Annotated in this window: 18 protein-coding genes, 1 tRNA gene and 1 pseudogene; 5 read left to right on the plus strand and 15 right to left on the minus strand. The window is 68.7% G+C overall.

Annotation, left to right across the window (positions count from 1 at the left end; all coding sequences use genetic code 11):
- From ACESK5_RS15765 to ACESK5_RS15775, 3 genes and pseudogenes are all read right to left on the minus strand, one after another.
- Nucleotides 1–736, minus strand: a pseudogene (locus ACESK5_RS15765) (laccase); the annotation flags it as partial.
- A 203-nt stretch (nt 737–939) separates the two neighbouring features.
- On the minus strand, nt 940–1,458 hold the full coding sequence (locus tag ACESK5_RS15770; protein WP_372912535.1) for a winged helix-turn-helix transcriptional regulator: 519 nt from the start codon (nt 1,456–1,458) through the stop codon (nt 940–942).
- Nucleotides 1,451–1,795, minus strand: coding sequence for a hypothetical protein (locus tag ACESK5_RS15775; protein ID WP_372912536.1), 345 nt, complete (start codon nt 1,793–1,795; stop codon nt 1,451–1,453). Before ACESK5_RS15775 ends, ACESK5_RS15770 begins: the two co-directional genes overlap by 8 nt.
- A 142-nt stretch (nt 1,796–1,937) precedes the next feature.
- On the opposite strand from ACESK5_RS15775, the gene ACESK5_RS15780 reads away from it, so the two are divergent.
- A complete protein-coding gene (locus ACESK5_RS15780; protein ID WP_372912537.1) occupies nt 1,938–3,782 on the plus strand; it encodes an SLC13 family permease in 1,845 nt (614 codons plus the stop codon).
- 107 nt (nt 3,783–3,889) lie between these two features.
- Here the strand turns inward: ACESK5_RS15780 and ACESK5_RS15785 are convergent.
- The 4 genes from ACESK5_RS15785 to ACESK5_RS15800 all read right to left on the minus strand — a co-directional run bounded on the left by ACESK5_RS15785 (nt 3,890) and on the right by ACESK5_RS15800 (nt 7,040).
- Nucleotides 3,890–3,962, minus strand: a tRNA-Pro gene (locus ACESK5_RS15785).
- A 62-nt stretch (nt 3,963–4,024) separates the two neighbouring features.
- Nucleotides 4,025–4,687 carry an FkbM family methyltransferase gene (locus ACESK5_RS15790; RefSeq protein WP_372912538.1) on the minus strand — a complete coding sequence of 221 codons (663 nt, stop codon included), beginning with the start codon at nt 4,685–4,687 and terminating at the stop codon, nt 4,025–4,027.
- Between the two features lie 295 nt (nt 4,688–4,982).
- Nucleotides 4,983–6,140, minus strand: a complete 1,158-nt coding sequence (locus ACESK5_RS15795) for a Gfo/Idh/MocA family protein (RefSeq protein WP_372912539.1) — start codon at nt 6,138–6,140, stop codon at nt 4,983–4,985.
- A gap of 84 nt (nt 6,141–6,224) precedes the next feature.
- Complete coding sequence (locus ACESK5_RS15800; protein WP_372912540.1) at nt 6,225–7,040, minus strand: glycosyltransferase family 2 protein; 816 nt, start codon at nt 7,038–7,040, stop codon at nt 6,225–6,227.
- A gap of 189 nt (nt 7,041–7,229) precedes the next feature.
- Here ACESK5_RS15800 and ACESK5_RS15805 point away from each other — a divergent pair, with 189 nt between their 5' ends.
- Entirely contained in the window at nt 7,230–7,889 is a 660-nt protein-coding gene (locus tag ACESK5_RS15805; protein ID WP_372912541.1) for a hypothetical protein, read from the plus strand.
- Here the strand turns inward: ACESK5_RS15805 and ACESK5_RS15810 are convergent, their stop codons facing one another.
- From ACESK5_RS15810 to ACESK5_RS15825, 4 genes are all read right to left on the minus strand, one after another.
- Complete coding sequence (locus ACESK5_RS15810) at nt 7,890–8,390, minus strand: high-potential iron-sulfur protein (protein ID WP_372912542.1); 501 nt, start codon at nt 8,388–8,390, stop codon at nt 7,890–7,892.
- An 83-nt stretch (nt 8,391–8,473) separates the two neighbouring features.
- Nucleotides 8,474–9,091: an L-threonylcarbamoyladenylate synthase gene (locus ACESK5_RS15815; RefSeq protein ID WP_372912543.1), complete on the minus strand. Its 618-nt coding sequence runs from the start codon at nt 9,089–9,091 to the stop codon at nt 8,474–8,476.
- A 16-nt stretch (nt 9,092–9,107) separates the two neighbouring features.
- Nucleotides 9,108–9,617: a redoxin domain-containing protein gene (locus tag ACESK5_RS15820; protein WP_372912544.1), complete on the minus strand. Its 510-nt coding sequence runs from the start codon at nt 9,615–9,617 to the stop codon at nt 9,108–9,110.
- Nucleotides 9,618–9,875, minus strand: a complete 258-nt coding sequence (locus ACESK5_RS15825; RefSeq protein WP_372912545.1) for a glutathione S-transferase N-terminal domain-containing protein — start codon at nt 9,873–9,875, stop codon at nt 9,618–9,620.
- A gap of 102 nt (nt 9,876–9,977) precedes the next feature.
- Here ACESK5_RS15825 and ACESK5_RS15830 point away from each other — a divergent pair, with 102 nt between their 5' ends.
- Together ACESK5_RS15830 and ACESK5_RS15835 are read left to right on the plus strand one after the other, a co-directional pair.
- Complete coding sequence (locus tag ACESK5_RS15830) at nt 9,978–11,378, plus strand: hemolysin family protein (RefSeq protein WP_372912546.1); 1,401 nt, start codon at nt 9,978–9,980, stop codon at nt 11,376–11,378.
- Between the two features lie 61 nt (nt 11,379–11,439).
- A complete protein-coding gene (locus ACESK5_RS15835) occupies nt 11,440–11,763 on the plus strand; it encodes a hypothetical protein (RefSeq protein ID WP_372912547.1) in 324 nt (107 codons plus the stop codon).
- Here the strand turns inward: ACESK5_RS15835 and ACESK5_RS15840 are convergent.
- Nucleotides 11,749–12,951 carry an anion permease gene (locus tag ACESK5_RS15840; protein ID WP_372912548.1) on the minus strand — a complete coding sequence of 401 codons (1,203 nt, stop codon included), beginning with the start codon at nt 12,949–12,951 and terminating at the stop codon, nt 11,749–11,751. The two genes, ACESK5_RS15835 and ACESK5_RS15840, sit on opposite strands and share 15 nt — an antisense overlap.
- Before the next feature lie 5 nt (nt 12,952–12,956).
- Nucleotides 12,957–13,127, minus strand: coding sequence for a hypothetical protein (locus ACESK5_RS15845; protein WP_372912549.1), 171 nt, complete (start codon nt 13,125–13,127; stop codon nt 12,957–12,959).
- Between the two features lie 110 nt (nt 13,128–13,237).
- On the opposite strand from ACESK5_RS15845, the gene ACESK5_RS15850 reads away from it, so the two are divergent.
- A complete protein-coding gene (locus tag ACESK5_RS15850; protein ID WP_372912550.1) occupies nt 13,238–14,248 on the plus strand; it encodes an ArsR/SmtB family transcription factor in 1,011 nt (336 codons plus the stop codon).
- 164 nt (nt 14,249–14,412) lie between these two features.
- Here the strand turns inward: ACESK5_RS15850 and ACESK5_RS15855 are convergent, their stop codons facing one another.
- Together ACESK5_RS15855 and ACESK5_RS15860 are read right to left on the minus strand one after the other, a co-directional pair.
- On the minus strand, nt 14,413–14,919 hold the full coding sequence (locus ACESK5_RS15855) for a metallophosphoesterase (RefSeq protein WP_372912551.1): 507 nt from the start codon (nt 14,917–14,919) through the stop codon (nt 14,413–14,415).
- Nucleotides 14,920–15,027: 108 nt separating this feature from the next.
- The coding region (locus tag ACESK5_RS15860) for a winged helix-turn-helix transcriptional regulator (protein ID WP_372912552.1) at nt 15,028–15,342 on the minus strand (315 nt) is incomplete at its 5' end.

A 15,342-nucleotide genomic window follows, 5' to 3' on the forward strand; every position in this document is an offset into this window, starting at 1 on the left:
CGTCCGGTTCGAACGACCGGTCGTGGAGCATGAGCGGGACGTCGTACTCGCCGCTCGGCAGTCCGAGTCGCTCCTCGCGCGAACTCGTGATGAAGTAGAAGCCGTTCAGGCCGGCGTAGTTGTTGAGCCGACTGATACCGAGCGCGTGGTCGTGGTACGACGACGTCATCCTGGCCTGTCGGTTCGGGACGTCCTGGACGTGCTTCTCGAAGCGCGGGCCAGTGACGCCACCGGGCGACGTCCACATCTCCGCCTGGCCGTCGCTCTCCGGTTCGACGTTCAGGCCGTGGACGTGCGTCACCGTGCGGACCGCCGGTACCGGGCCGTCGTAGTTCGGATAGTCCGCGGGTCGCGTCCCGTCGATGCGGTCGTCGACGGACAGCAGGTGTTCGCTCGGGAGGCCGCTGTTGTCGAAGCGGAGTTTGAGTCGCTCGTTCCGCCGCGCCTGGATGATCGGGCCGGGGTACTCCCCGTCGTACCCCCAGAGCGTCGTCGCCGGGAGGTCCGGGTGGAGGCGCTCGGAGAACTCTACCAGCGGGATGTCGTAGTACGTGGCCCCCTTCCGTTTCCCGTCCGGGTCGCGGACGTCTGGTCTCGGGAGGGGCTGGACGTACTTCGCGAGGTCGGGCGAGGTCCGTGCGTCGGCACGGCCGACCGTCCGGGCGAGCGCGCCCGCAGTCGCGACGGCGGCGCCCGTCGCCCGGAGCATCGTGCGTCGAGTGTACTCTGGGGGCATCGTCCCGAGTCCCGTGTCGACGGTGACCTGCAAACAGGTTCTGGTACGATTGTCGAATCTGTCGGTATTCGTCGCCGAATTGTTCAAAAATATCGACATTGATCCGCCATAGATAGTACACTTGAACAGAATCGGGAGGGCCAGTCGTTCCGAGGCGGACCCTCACGCGGTGCCGACTGTGCGTCCTCGGGGCTGTCGACGCGCTACCGGTCCGAGACCAACTGGTCGACGAGGCGCTCGAAGCGGTCGACCATGCGCTCCGGGAGCGACGGTTCGACGACCGACAGCAGGTCGACGGTTCGCTCGGGCCGTTCGAGCACGAGCGTCACCCGGTCCGCGTCGTCGCGCCGCTTGCGGACCACCGCCTGTTCGACGAGGTGGTCGAGGTGCCACTCGAGGGTGCTCCTCGCGATGCCCACGCGAGCGGCGACGTCAGCCGGCCGCGACGGGCCGTGTTCGAGCAGGTCGAAGACGACGTCCCGGGCAGTCTCCCGCCGGAGGAGCGCCAGGACGCCCCGCGACCACGGGTCGGCGTCGGACGGATAGTAGTGAGTCCGACCGTAGTACGACTCTCGGACGACCGCGTCGGCGTCGACGAGTCGGCGCAGGTGGTACTGAATCTGCCCGGGGGCGAGGTCAAGCCGTCGGACGAGGCCGCTGAAGTGGACGCCGGGGTGTTCGAACACGTACGTCCGGATCCGCACGCGAGTCGGTTCAGTCATCGGGGCGGCCTCCCGCGGTTCGTGGGACGTCCCCCGCGGACCGGGCGTGATACACCGCGCCGACGACGCACGCGGCCACGAGCGTGTCGAGACCGTGCTCGACGAGGTGGTGTGGCGCCGGGCCGAGCAGGTCCAGCATCGTCATCGTGGCGACGACCGGTCGCGCGAACAGCGTCCCGAGTGCGAGCGCGACCAGCAGGTACGACCGGGACCGCCGCCGCAGGAAGGCTGCGAGTCCGAGGCCGGCCACGAGTGCCGTCACGACTCCTGCCAGCGCGAGGACGAGCGCGAGTTCCGGCGCGGCCGTGACGCCCGAGAGGATGGAAGCGGAGCGCATGGCTATCCGTCGCCTTCTCACCCCAGCCACCTGAGTGGTTCGGGTGGCCCAGGAGCGACCGGACCGCGACTGCGGTCGGCAAACCGAGTCACTGCGACACCCTCATCAGCATACTTTTGCCCGCAGGTGGTAACGTGTGCCCGTGGTCACGCTCACCCCCGGCATCGTCGTCGTCTTCGCACTCATCCTCGTGGCCCTCGTGCTGTTCGCCACCGAGCCGGTTCCGGTGGACGTGACGGCTATCTCCGTGATGGTCGCGCTGATGCTCGTCGAGCCGGTGTCGGGGCTCTTCGTCGACGTCGGCCTCCTCGGCGCACCGGTGCCGATGGTCTCGCCCGAGGAGGGGCTGTCGGGCTTCGCGAACGCCGCGACGCTGACCGTCCTGGCGATGTTCATCCTGAGCGAGGGCGTCCAGCGGACGGGAATCGTCCAGAAGCTGGGGGCGTTCATCTCCCAGTACACCGCCGACAGCGAGAGCCGGCAGCTCGCCGCCACCATCGGCGTCGTCGGTCCCATCTCGGGCTTCATCAACAACACCGCCGCCGTCGCCATCCTCCTGCCGATGGTGACTGACCTGGCCGAACGCGGCGGCACCTCCCCCTCGAAACTCCTCTTGCCCCTCTCGTACGCGTCGATGTTCGGCGGGATGCTCACGCTCATCGGCACCTCGACGAACATCCTCGCCTCCGAACTCGCCGACCGCCTGCTGGGAGAGCCGTTCGGGATGTTCGAGTTCACCCAACTCGGACTCGTCGTGAGCCTCGTCGGCACCGTCTACCTCCTCACTCTGGGGCGACTCCTGACCCCGGAGCGCATCAAACCGCGGGTCGACCTCACCGAGGAGTTCGAGATGGCCGACTACCTGACCGAGGTGCGAGTGCGCGAGGACTCCCCGCTCGTCGGGATGCGCGTGTCCGAGGCGCTGGTCGAGACGGACTTCGACGTCGACCTGCTCCAGCTCATCCGCGGGGACCAGGTGTTCCTCGAACCGCTCGGGCCGAAGGAGATTCAGGTCGGCGACGTGTTCGCGCTCCGGACCGACCGCACCACCCTCGTCGGCTTCCTCGACGCCGAGGGACTCGACCTCGTTCCCGTTACCGTCGACGAGGCAGAACTCGAAACGGCCGGCGAGGGACAGAACCTCGTCGAGGTGGTCATCGCACCCGGGTCGTCGCTCGTCGGCGAGTCGCTCGCCACCTCGCGCTTTCGTCAGCGCTACGACGCCACCGTCCTCGCGCTCCGCCGCGGCGGCGAACTCGTCCGGAGACGCCTCGACCGCGTCCAGTTCCGCGTCGGCGACACCCTCCTGGTGCAGGCCGCCACTGAGAGCATCGAGCGGATGGACCAGAACCGCGACTTCATCGTCGCTCAGGAGGTCGAACGCCACGACTTCCGCGAGTCGAAGATCCCCGTCGCCATCGGCATCGTGGCCGTCGTCGTCGCGCTGGCGGCGATCGACTTCGTCCCCATCGTCGTCTCGGCGCTCGCCGGGGCGGTGGCGATGGTCGCGACCCGCTGTCTCCGCCCCACCGAGATATACGACGCCGTCCAGTGGGACGTCGTCTTCCTCCTCGCGGGCGTCATCCCGCTCGGCATCGCCATGGAGCGGACGGGCGCGGCCGAACTGCTCGCGGACGCCGTCGTCACGAGTGCGACCCTCCTCCCCCTCGTCGGCGTCCTCGGACTCTTCTACGTCGTGACGGCGCTCCTGACGAACGTCATCTCGAACAACGCGAGCGTCGTGCTGATGGTCCCCGTCGCCGTCGAGGCCGCGACGACCCTCGGCGCGAACGCCTTCTCGTTCGTCCTCGCGGTGACGTTCGCGGCCTCGACGGCGTTCATGACGCCCGTCGGCTACCAGACGAACCTCTTCGTCTACGGACCGGGCGGCTACCGATTCACCGACTACATCCGCGTCGGCGGTCCGATGCAACTCGTCTTCGCCGTGGTGACGACGCTCGGTATCGTGTTCTTCTTCGGGCTGTGAGGGGGTCGAGTCGTCCCGCTGCGCGCGACTGGTCTGGTTCGAATCCCCTGCTGCTGGTTTTCCCCACGTTTTTACGAGGGAGCGAAGCGACCGAGTAAAGAGTGGAATGGGACCGCCCGGATTCGAACCGGGGTCACGGGCACCCAAGGCCCGAAGTATACCAGGCTAACCCACGGTCCCGTACTCGACTGTGGACGAGCGGAGCGGTAAAACGTTTCGTTGCGAGTCGTCGAGCGTGCGTCTCACTCGCGACGCTCGGCACGGACGAAGGGGTCGCCGGCGCGCTCGAACGCGACCTCGACCTCGTACCCCAGCTGCTCGAGGAGCGCGATGACATCGTCGGGCGACCGGCCCTGCGAGCGGAGCGCCGCGTCGTGGAGTTCGCAGTAGACGAGGCGGCACTCGGGGCGTGAGAGCGTCTCACGGAGGCCGGTGAGTACCTGCCACTCTGCGCCCTCGACGTCGATCTTCACCACGGTGGGGGTCGGCAGACCCTCGCTGGCGACGAACTCGTCGCCGACGACGGTTTCGACCGCGATGGTCGTCCCCTCGGTGACGTGACCGGCGACGAGTGAGTGCCCGGCGGGACCGGTCTGTGACTCGCCGTCGAAGAGCCGGACGGCGAACTCGGCCGTCCCCGCCTCGTCGGAGAGCGCGTAGCGGTACAGCGTGACGTCGGCGTCGTTGAGCGCGGCGTTCTCCGCCAGCCGTCGAGCGTTGTCGGGTTCGGGGTCGAACGCGACGACGTCGGTGTCGAGGACGCTGTCGGCGAGGCAGGCGTAGACGCCGACGTTCGCACCGACGTCGTAGAACACGTCGGAGGGACGCATCCGGCCGAGGAGGTCCTCGAGGATGGGACGCTCGGGCAGACGGCGGAACTCGCCGAACTCGTTGCGTGAGGTCATCCGGAAACGGGCCGTGGCGTCGCCCACCGTCAGAGACTGGACGTCGGCCGCGCGAGCGAACTGGACGTCACGGACGGCGCGGGTAACGAGGGTGAAAGCCGAGCTGACAGGCCTCGTGCGTCCGAGACGTGTGACGAGTCGCCCGACCCGACCGAGAGGAGCGGATTTCGTGTTCATCGTCTCGTGAACGTCCCGAACCGTCATAGTTAGCCGCGTGCTGCTGGCGGAGGGCGGGACTGGCGGCGTACGCGTGTGCTTCGGCGGGTGGTGTCGCCACGGCCGGGTCGTCCACGACTCACTCCACGACGTTCAGCAGGAGGTCACCCGCGTCGACCATCGACTCGAGCGGGTTGTCCTCGATGTCGAGCGGGAGGTCGACCCGGCCGCGGCGACGCGCGGACTCCCAGCTGGCGAAGATGAGCTCCTCGGCCGCGAGGGCGTTCCGCGCGGAGAGTTCCGACTCCGTCCCCGTCTTCAGCGCCGTGACGAGTTCCTCGATGGCACGTTCCTCGTAGCTCGTCGTGGAGAGGCGGTCGGTGAGCCGCGCGGAGAGCGTCGCTGGGAGTCTGCCCGCGACAGTCGTCAGGCCGGACCGGATCCGGCCGGGGACGGGTTTGTGGACCGTGTCGAGACCGGTGTCGACGACGGTCCAGCCGGAGCCGTCGACGCGGTACCGGAGTTCGGCCTCCTCGGCACCGAGTTCGATGGTGCCGTTCGAGCCGACGACGCGGAGCTGACAGTCGACGAAGTCCGCCGCGCGGCCGGTCGACGCCAGCCCGCTCACGCCGTTGGCGTAGCGCCACTGCGAGACCGCCTGGTTCTCGTTGTGCGTCCCGAAGAGGACGTTCTCCTCGGTGTAGTCGATGTTGGCGAGCACCCAGTCGACGGGGGAGCCGTCGACGAGGTAGTTGCAGATGTCGAAGAAGTGCGTCCCCATGTCATAGAGGGTCTCCGCACCGAACTCCAGCCGCTCGACGTCACCGATACAGCCCTCGGAGACGAGCGTCTTCGCCTGTCGGACCGGCTTGCCGAACCGCTTCTGGTGGTTGATAGTCAGCTGGACGCCCTCCTCGTCACAAACGCGTGCCATCTCCCTCGCGTCGCCCCAGGTGAGCGCCATCGGTTTCTCGCAGTGGATGGCCTTCACGACGCCGCTGCGGGCGGTGCCGACGACGAGGCTCGCGTGAACCGACGGCGGCGTGCAGATGCTCACGATGTCGGGTTCGACCTCGGCGAGCATCTCCTCGTAGTCGGTGTAGACGTGCTCGAGCGGGATGTCGTGGGTTCGGGCGAACGCCTCGGCGTTCTCCCGGACGATGTCGGCGCAGGCGACGAGTTCGCAGTCGTCGAGGCGCTGGTAGCCGGGGGCGTGGCGGTACGCCATCGCGAACCCGTCGGTGCTGGGGTTCTTCGGGTCGGGGCCGGTGCCGATGAACGCGACGGTGTAGGTCATTGGGCGTCCGGTACGGCGGAGGGAGCCATAAACAAGCAGTCGCTAACGGGGCGGGAGCGGACGACAGGGTCACCCAGCCGGTCGTTAGTCCCGACCTGACGAGACGGGCGAGATACCCTCGGAGGATTCGCGTCGGGCGTGTGCGGCGTCGCCGTGCGCCTGTCGACGCTCGGGGATGTCGACGAGGCCGAGGAGCTGTGCGGCGAGTCGACGGACCCGGCCGAACGTGAGGACGAGCATCGCGACGGTTTCGACCGGCTGACGGCGGATGACGTTCCGTGGGAGGCACTTCCGGACGCGCGTCTCGAGGGGCACCTCGTCGACGACCCACCAGTCGGCGTCGGCTTTCCCGTGCCGGTACGACTTCGCCCAGTACTGCCGCACCGAGAAGGCGTAGTAGTGTTCGACGACCATGCTCGGCTCGTACCAGATGTCGAACCGCTGGCTGATGCGCCGGCCCAGTTCCGTCTCCTCGTGGCCGTGGAAGAACGTCTCGTTGAACCCGCCGACAGCGTCGATGACCGACTTCCGCATCGCCATGTTGCAGCCGACGACGAGGTCCGTGTACTTGCCCTCGTCGCCCTGGTCGTACCACGGGAGTTGCTTGTAGGTGATGACGGCGTCGTCCGGCTGGAACACCCGGCCGGCGACGACGTCGTGTTCGTCGAGCGCATCACTCGCCGCCTGCAGGTGGCCCGGGCGCGGCATCGAGTCGTCGTCGAGGAACACCAGCTTCTCGGCGTTCGCTCGTTTGATGGCCTCGTTGCGGGCCTTGGAGGCACCAGGGTCGGAGCGGATGATGACCTCGTAGTCGTCGAACTCCTGCGCGTCGAGGTAGCGGAGGCAGTCGATTTCCGACTCCGGTTTGATGGTTGGAACGATGATGCTGAGCTCGACCATGAGACAGATTCCTGTAATTTCTCGATACGTTGTTCGACCCGATATAGTTTTCTGCCTCAGTGACGTTTTCGCCGCGCCAGCGCCCGCGCTCGGTCGATCAGGGTAGCGTCGAATCCGCAAGCGTGAGCCGAGAGCCACCGCGAGGCGGGCCGAGAGTTCAAGTACCGGCGGGCGGCCATCCCGCCTCGGATGCCCACCTTCACCGCAGTGTCGCAGGCGGCGTACTGCCCCCGGCAACTGTACTACGCGCGACGCGACGGCGACGACGGTCCCTCGCCGGGGGAACGACGGCGACAGCGGCTCGCGTTCAGGTACGGTGAACTCCGCGGTGCGGACGACGAACGGTTGCGCGCCGAACCAGTCGCGCTCGCCCCGGACGCGTACCGGGCGGCGCTGGAACGACTGGCGGAGCGCGACGACTGGGCCGCGCTCTGTGATCCGGTCGACACCCACGTCTCGCTGGCCGGGAAGGACTGTCGGGGCCGCGTCCACAAACTCGTCGACACCGTCGGCGGGACGGTCCCGTCGTTCGTCTCCCCCGGCGCCCCACCGGGGCGCGGGGTGTGGGAACCCCAGCAGGTACGGGCCGTCGCGGCGGCGAAGGCGCTGTCGTGGGAGCGCGAGGAGGCGACGTCGCACGCGCTCGTCGAGTATCCGGCGCACGGCGTCGTGCGAACGGTCCGGCTGACGACGCGGGCGAAGGCGGCGTACCGGCGGGCGCTCCGTGCCGTGCGGGCGCTGGACGGCCCGCCGCCGCGACTCCGCGACGCGTCACGCTGTCGCGCGTGTTCCTATCAGGACCGCTGCGGGGTCAGAACCCGGTCGATGCGCTCGCTCCTGGGTCGGTGACTACTCGCCACCCTCGTCCCCTTCGGCTTCGTGTGCCTCGATTGACTCCCAGATGGCACACCAGTCCGCGGTGTCGACGTACCCCTCGACTTTCGCGCACGCCCCGAACCCGTCGCCGTTCTGGTCCGGGATGTACTCCGCACAGTTCCCGCAGTCCTGGTTGGGCCCGGCGAACTCGCTCTCGTCGGCCTCGGCGAACCGGACGGCCTCCTTCGTCCGCAGGTTCTCCGGGTCGCGTCGTTCGCCGGCCTGTGAGAGCGCCGTTCGGTACACCTCGGGCACCGGTCCGTGGACGAACTCCTCCATCGACACGCCCGGTGGACGCTCCTCGTCGTGGTCGCCCCCACCGCCGCTCGTCCCGTCGGCCGCAGACGCTGCCGTCGCTGTCTCCGTCTCGGTCGACCCGCCGCCGGTCCCGCCGGTACAGCCCGCGAGAGCCCCGACACCGAGCGCCCCGAGAAGCGTTACGAACCGCCGTTTCCGCCTGTCGACTCCCCCCATGTTCGTCGGTAACACGTCAGACAGTATAAACGGTTCCGACGGTTCCGGGCGTCCGAGAACCGCCGCTGTGGACCGCCGACAGGTCACTCGTCGGCGTGGTCGGCCAGCCACGCCGCCACCCGGTCGGCGTGCGCGCCCCGGCGGTGGACGACGCCCCGCCCGGGGTCGACGACGGTGCTCCCGCCGCCGGGCGTCTCGCCGCCGTCGAGGACGACGGCACAGGCGTCGCTGACCGCCGAGGAGAGGTCGGCGACGCGACGGACGCTCCCGTGCCCGGAGAGGTTGGCGCTCGTCGCCGTCACGGGGAGCGGTTTCGCGGCCCGGTAGAACGAGAGTGCGACCGGGTGGTCGGGGATTCTGAGCCCCACCCGGTCGCGTCCGGCGGTGAGTGCGTCCGGGAGCGACGGGGCGGCCTCGACCACCACCGTCACGGGGCCGGGGAGGAAGGCGTCGACGAAGCGCTCGTCGCGTTCGGTGAGGCGGGTGTACCGGCGGGCCGTCTCGACGTCGGGGACGCCGAGCGAGAGCGGCTTGTCCCGACTGCGGCGCTTCGTCTCGAAGACGCGTTCGACGGCGTCGGCGCTCGACGCGTCCGCACCGAGACCGTACACCGTCTCCGTCGGGTAGACGACCAGTTCGCCGTCGGCGATGGCGTCGGCCGCAGCAGCGAGTTCGTCGTCGGTGGGGAGATGGGGCGTCACGCGTGTCGGTCTCGCCTCAGACGAGCGCCTCGAGGGCGTCTTCGACTTCGTCGTAGTCGGGGAAGTCGGGCCACTCGCTCGCGACCCAGGCGTACGCCACCCGCCGGTCCGAGTCGAGGAGGAACACGGCCGGTCGTGGCTCCTCGATACCCGTCATCCCGTCCATCGGGTTGGCGATGCCGTACTCCCGTCCGACGGCGTTCGAGGGGTCCGAGAAGAGCCGGTAGTCCATCCCCCGCTCCGCGACGAACGACTTGTGCTCGTAGGGGGTGGAGATGGAGACGCCGACGACGGTGAGCGAGTCACCCCACCCGCGGTCGCGAATCTCGTTCCACACGTACGTCGACGGGAAGGCGCCGTCCATAGGGTGGAAGACGAGACAGACCGGGCCGTCGGCGGTGAGGTCGGAGAGCGAGACGTCCTCCCAGTACTCGTCGTTCACGAGCGGGCGGGTGAAGTCCGGCGCGGTGTCACCGACGTCGACGTGGTCCGTCTCTGGGAGTTCGACGACTTCGAAGTCGACCATCTACGACCCCTCCCCGTAGGTCTTCTCGAGGTACTCGACGATGTTCGCCGACTCGGACATCGTGACGCCCGTCCGCTCGTCGACGATGGCCGGGACCGTTCGCTTGCCCGAGACGCGCTTGACGACGTCTCGGTCCCCGTGCATCGGCTCGACGAACCGCGAGGTGTAGTCGAGGTCGTACTCGTCGAGGGTCCGGACGACGCGCTCGCAGTACGGACACGCCTGCAACCGGTACAGGGTGATGGTCGAGTCGCTCATACCCGTCGTATGAACGTGCGCGGCCTAAGCGTGTCGCAACCGGACGACAGAGCCGTCGATGGACAACTCTTAATTCCGCGCCCCGACAACGTCTGGTGTTATATGGGTTTGCCGCTGCACTCGATGGCCACGCTCACGCAGACGACCGTCGGACAACTCACCGACGTGGTATCGGTGAACGATACGACCGTCACCGTCGTCGGGGCCATCGCGATCGTCGTCCTCATCGGGCTCTCCGCGTTCTTCTCCTCCTCGGAGATCGCGATGTTCTCGCTCGCGAAACACCGGGTCGACAACATGGTCGAGGAGGGGGTCCCGGGAGCGGACGTGGTCAAGGAGCTGAAGGACGACCCACACCGCCTCCTCGTCACCATCCTGGTCGGGAACAACCTAGTCAACATCGCGATGACCTCCATCGCCACCGGGCTGTTGGCCATCCTCCTCGACAACCAGGGGCTTGCCGTCATCGCCTCGACGTTCGGTATCACCGCCCTGGTGTTGCTGTTCGGCGAGTCCGCGCCCAAGTCGTACGCCGTCGAGAACACCGAGTCGTGGGCGATTCGCATCGCCCGGCCGCTGAAGCTCTCGGAGTACCTGCTGTTCCCGCTCATCGTCATCTTCGACTACCTCACGCGGGTTATCAACCGCGTGACCGGGGGACGCTCCGCCATCGAGACGACGTACGTCACCCGCGACGAGATTCAGAACATGATCGAGACCGGGGAGCGCGAGGGCGTCATCGAGGAGGACGAGCGGGAGATGCTCGACCGAATCTTCCGCTTCAACAACACCATCGCCAAGGAGGTGATGACTCCTCGGCTCGACATGACGGCGGTCCCGAAGGGTGCGACCCTCGACGAGGCCATCGAGACGTGCGTCCAGTCCGACCACGAGCGCGTCCCCGTCTACGACGGCAACCTCGACAACGTCATCGGCATCGTCAACATCCGTGACCTCGTCCGCGAGAAGCACTACGGCGAGGGCACCGCCCGCCTGACCGACCTCGTCCAGCCGACGCTGCACGTCCCCGAGTCGAAGAACGTCGACGAACTCCTCCAGGAGATACAGAAAGAACGGATGCAGATGGTCGTCGTCATCGACGAGTTCGGGACCACCGAGGGCCTCATCACCATGGAGGACATGGTCGAGGAGATCGTCGGCGACATCCTCGAAGGAGACGAGGAGGAGCCGTTCGAGTTCCTCGACAACGGCGACTGTCTGGTCCGCGGCGAGGTGAACATCGACGAGGTGAACGACGTGCTCGACATCGAACTCCCGGAGGGCGAGGAGTTCGAGACGCTCGCGGGCTTCATCTTCAACCGCGCGGGCCGCCTCGTCGAGGAGGGCGAGGAGATAACCTACGAGAACGTCGTCATCCGCATCGAGCAGGTGGACAACACCCGTATCATGAAGGCGCGGCTCTCGACCCGGTCGGAGGACGAACTGGAGAGCACAGACGGGGACGAGGACGAGGCCGAGGCGGAGGCCGAGGCCGAGGGGTAGTCGGCCTCACGGCGGCACACGAACGCTTTTCACCGCCGAGTCGAGCCTCGTACCCGAACGGATGTTCGAGCCCTCCACCGGCCGCGACGACGAACACGACGAGGAACGCGACCGACTGCCGCTGGCCGCCATCGTCGCGGGCGGTATCGTCGTCCTCTTGTACAGCGTCCTCGTCGCGGGACAGATACTCGCCCCGATCGCCCTCTTCGCGTGGGTGTTCGTCGTCTACCTCCTCTGGCGGTTCGTCCGCGCACACGAACGGCTCGCCGACGCGGCGGAGCGGCTGGCGGCCGACGGGCCTCCCGCTCGTGCCCGTGACCGTGACCACGGCCGGGGCCGCCGACGCGGCCTCACCGACGGCAACAGTGGGTCACCCGAGGAGTAGGCGGTCGACGAGCGTGAACAGCCCGTACGAGAGGGCGAACGCGAGACCGAGCGAGCCGAGCCACGCCAGCACGGTGTACCCCATCTTCGCGGCGCTGACGCCGCCACCCCCTTCGTTCGCGGCGGCGTACCCCGAGCCGATGATGGCGCTGACGATGATCTCGTTGAACGAGACGGGGATACCGAACGCCACGGCCGTCTGTGCGATAGCGAACGAGGGAATCATCGCCGCGATGGACCGTCGCGGACCGAGCGACGAGTAGTCTTGGGCGAGCGCCTTGATCATCCGCGGCGCGCCCGTCCACGACCCGACGAGGAGGCCGAGACCACCCCCCGCGAGGACGGCCGGGAGCGGGATGGAGAAGTCGCCGGTGAGGGGTACGAGCGGGCCGATGGCGAGGCCGACCTGTGACCCGCCGGCCGAGAAGGCCACCAGCGCGCCGAGGACGAGGAGGAAGCGTTGCTGGCCGCGAGCCTCGTCGTCGACCATCTCGCGGGCGAGCGCCAGTGCGGCGAGCGAGGAGAGGAGGACGGTGGCGGCCGCCCGGGCGACGAGCGGCCCCGTCGGGAAGAGTCCCGTACCCGCGAGGGTGCCGGCAATGGAGCCGCTCCCGTCGGGGCCGGGGAGGACGGCGAACTCGATGTTGACGACGATGGCACCGACCACCCCCGCGAGGACGGGGACGGCGAGGCGCTCGGGGACGCGCTCGTTTCGGAGTGCTCTGGCGGTCGAGTAGGCGATGCCGCCGCCGACGAACGGCGTGAGGACCCAGAGCGTCCCGATTTCCTGGTACTTCCCCCAGGCAGGGTCGCCGCCGAGCGCGAGACCGGCCCCGACGACGGCCCCGGTGACGGTGAACGCCGTCGCGATGGGGTAGCCCGCGAAGACGCCGAGCGCGACGAGGGTGGCGGCGACGAGCAGCGCGACGATGACGGCGGGCGCGGTGAGCGAGGTGCCGGCGACGAGTTCGGTGCCGACCGCCTCGGTGACGTTCGCCCCCTGGAGTACGGCACCCAGGAACCCGAGCATGCCGACGACGAAGCCGGCCCGCATCACGGAGATGGCGTTCGCCCCGACGGCCGCGGCGAATGGCGTCGACCCCGACGACCCGGCGCCGATAGCCCAGGCCATGAACAGGGAAGCGATGGCAGCGACGAGGAACGTCGCGAGAGCCGCTGTCGTGACCATTCAGATTACTTCCCGCGGTAGGCGTCCTCGTACCCGTCGCGGAGGTTCATGAGCGTCCGACGGATGTAGAGATACGCGAAGAACACGATCAGGAGAAGGCCGACGACGAGCGCGACCAGAATGGGGTCGCTGGCGAGCGTGTCGACGACTCCAGTCGCGGGCGCGACAGGGAGCATGTACCGCGGTACCGACGGCGCGGGTAAAGCCGTTTCGGGGTAGTTCTCTCAGGCTCGGCGTCCACAGAAGTGGCAACACTCATACGGACCGCGTGGAAAAATCAGCGCCGATGGCCGGTCTCCTGCCCTCCAAGCCCGACATCGACCCGAGCGACGAGCCACGGGTCGTCGGCCTCGACTCCGACGACGCGGACGAACTCATCGACGCCCTCTCGTCGTCGACCACACGCGCGGTCCTCGCAGCCCTCCACGAAGACCCGGCCTCGGCCTCCGAACTCGCCGACCGGGTCGGCACCTCCCTCCAGAACGTCCAGTACCACCTCCGAAAGCTCGAGGACGCCGGTCTCGTCGAGGTGGGCGACACCGTCTACTCCGAGAAGGGGCGAGAGATGAACGTCTACGTCCCCTCCGACCGTGCACTCGTCGTCGTCGCCGGTCGACAGGAGGAGACGACGGGACTGAAGGCCGCCCTCTCGCGCCTCCTGGGCGGCGTGGGCGTCCTCGGCCTCGCCAGCGTCGTCGTCGACCGACTCGCGCGGGAGGGACTCCCCGGTCTCGCGGCGAGCGGTGGGGCCGGCGACGGCGGCGCGGGTGGCGGTGGGGGCGACAGCGGGGCCGCACCGCCCGAGACGCCGACCCCCGAGGCCGACGCGACCGGCGGCGCCGCTGCACCGACGCCCGAACCGACCGCCACACGGCCGGCGACAGAGGTGGAGACGGTGACCGAAGCCGCAACCGGAACCGGGACCGTGACCGAATCCGAGGGTGGCTTCCAGATCGCCGAGGCGACGACGACCACGACGGGACCGACGGAGGCGACGACGGTGACCGACGCGGCCGTCTCGGGGACGGCGACGTCCGCGCCGACGGGAACCGCGACGGCGATGCCGGAGGCGACCCGGACGTCGACGGCGCTCCCCGAGGCGACGATGACCCAGACGGCGACGTCGGTTCCGACGACGGCCGTCGCCGAGACGACTTCGAAGGCGACTACGGTCACCACGGCCGCGGCACAACCGGGCGTGTTCGACGGCCTCGCGGCCTCGCCCGGCCTGCTGTTCTTCCTCGGCGGGACGACGGTACTGCTCGGCGGATTCGCGCTCTGGTGGGTCCGGCGCTGACTGACGTGTGGTAACACGCCACAAAGTAAAATCGGCGTTTGACTCTTAGGTGCTCTCTTGACCCGGAGACCCCAACGAGTGAATGCGCCCGGTACGGTTCCCGCTGACGCCTGCCCTCCTCCCACCTCCGACGGCCGGCCGGGTGCGAGCTTCTGTTTCCGTTCTCACTCGACGACCCGTTCTTCGAACACCTCGCCGTCCGGCGTCACCAGCCGACAGCGGACGCCGCCCGCGACGGCGTCGAGTTCGGCGTGACCGGGGCGGTTCCCCCGCGGCTGGGCGTGGCTCCCCGGGTTGAGGAGCGTCACTGGCCCGGACGCGTCGAGCGTCGGCCGGTGTGAGTGACCGAAGACGACCACGTCGGCACCGCGCTCGCGGCCGAACAGCGACAGCGCCGTCGGCCCGCCCTCGCGGGTGTGAGTGACCGCGAAGCGGAGCCCGCCGTACTCGAGGGTCCGCGCGACGGGGAGTCGCTCGCGGATGGCCGCACTGTCGGTGTTCCCGTAGACGCCGCGGAGTTCGGTCGCGACGTCGTGGAAGGCGTCGAGGACGGGTTCGCGGTTGAAGTCGCCCGCGTGGACGACCACGTCGGCCTCGCGGACGGCCTCGAGCGTCCGTCCGGTGAGCTTGTGGTCCGAGCGGGCGTGTGTGTCGGAGACGGCGACGAGCATGCCGGAGGTAGGGGAGGGAGGATACACGAAGCTACCGCTCCCGAGTCCGACTCCGAGTCCGGGCCCGGACCCGGGGGTCCACCCCCGCGACCGAGAGCGACCCGGGGCTCAGAGGTCGTGTTCGACCGCCCAGTGGTGGAGGTGGGCGAACACGGGGAAGAGCGTCTCCGCCTTCCGCATCGGTGTGTACTCGACGCGCGGCGGCACCTCGTCGTACGCCCGTCGGTCGAGCAGGCCAGCCGCGGTCAGCTCCTTGAGCCGGGCGGAGAGGGTGTTGGGGGCGACGTCGAGCCGTGATTCGAGATCGCCGAACCGGAGCGGCCCCTCGGCGAAGGCGAACTCACTCAGGACGGCCATGGCGTGTGCGCGGCCGAGCAGGTCCAGCAGGGCGACGACGGTCCCCTCGACGCGCTCGCGCTCGTC

The sequence above is a fragment of the Salinigranum sp. genome, from assembly GCF_041641895.1.
Taxonomy (GTDB): Archaea; Halobacteriota; Halobacteria; order Halobacteriales; family Haloferacaceae; genus Salinigranum.

What these genes read in the sequence shown, in the direction of transcription:
- ACESK5_RS15770 (WP_372912535.1), bottom strand. Translation starts at nt 1,458, where the DNA reads ATGACTGAACCGACTCGCGTGCGGATCCGGACGTACGTGTTCGAACAC.
- ACESK5_RS15810 (WP_372912542.1), bottom strand. Translation starts at nt 8,390, where the DNA reads ATGGGGGGAGTCGACAGGCGGAAACGGCGGTTCGTAACGCTTCTCGGG.
- ACESK5_RS15825 (WP_372912545.1), bottom strand. Translation starts at nt 9,875, where the DNA reads ATGAGCGACTCGACCATCACCCTGTACCGGTTGCAGGCGTGTCCGTAC.
- ACESK5_RS15795 (WP_372912539.1), bottom strand. Translation starts at nt 6,140, where the DNA reads ATGACCTACACCGTCGCGTTCATCGGCACCGGCCCCGACCCGAAGAAC.
- ACESK5_RS15835 (WP_372912547.1), top strand. Translation starts at nt 11,440, where the DNA reads ATGTTCGAGCCCTCCACCGGCCGCGACGACGAACACGACGAGGAACGC.
- ACESK5_RS15855 (WP_372912551.1), bottom strand. Translation starts at nt 14,919, where the DNA reads ATGCTCGTCGCCGTCTCCGACACACACGCCCGCTCGGACCACAAGCTC.
- ACESK5_RS15840 (WP_372912548.1), bottom strand. Translation starts at nt 12,951, where the DNA reads ATGGTCACGACAGCGGCTCTCGCGACGTTCCTCGTCGCTGCCATCGCT.
- ACESK5_RS15790 (WP_372912538.1), bottom strand. Translation starts at nt 4,687, where the DNA reads ATGACCTCACGCAACGAGTTCGGCGAGTTCCGCCGTCTGCCCGAGCGT.
- ACESK5_RS15850 (WP_372912550.1), top strand. Translation starts at nt 13,238, where the DNA reads ATGGCCGGTCTCCTGCCCTCCAAGCCCGACATCGACCCGAGCGACGAG.
- ACESK5_RS15805 (WP_372912541.1), top strand. Translation starts at nt 7,230, where the DNA reads ATGCCCACCTTCACCGCAGTGTCGCAGGCGGCGTACTGCCCCCGGCAA.
- ACESK5_RS15775 (WP_372912536.1), bottom strand. Translation starts at nt 1,795, where the DNA reads ATGCGCTCCGCTTCCATCCTCTCGGGCGTCACGGCCGCGCCGGAACTC.
- ACESK5_RS15800 (WP_372912540.1), bottom strand. Translation starts at nt 7,040, where the DNA reads ATGGTCGAGCTCAGCATCATCGTTCCAACCATCAAACCGGAGTCGGAA.
- ACESK5_RS15845 (WP_372912549.1), bottom strand. Translation starts at nt 13,127, where the DNA reads ATGCTCCCTGTCGCGCCCGCGACTGGAGTCGTCGACACGCTCGCCAGC.
- ACESK5_RS15820 (WP_372912544.1), bottom strand. Translation starts at nt 9,617, where the DNA reads ATGGTCGACTTCGAAGTCGTCGAACTCCCAGAGACGGACCACGTCGAC.
- ACESK5_RS15830 (WP_372912546.1), top strand. Translation starts at nt 9,978, where the DNA reads ATGGGTTTGCCGCTGCACTCGATGGCCACGCTCACGCAGACGACCGTC.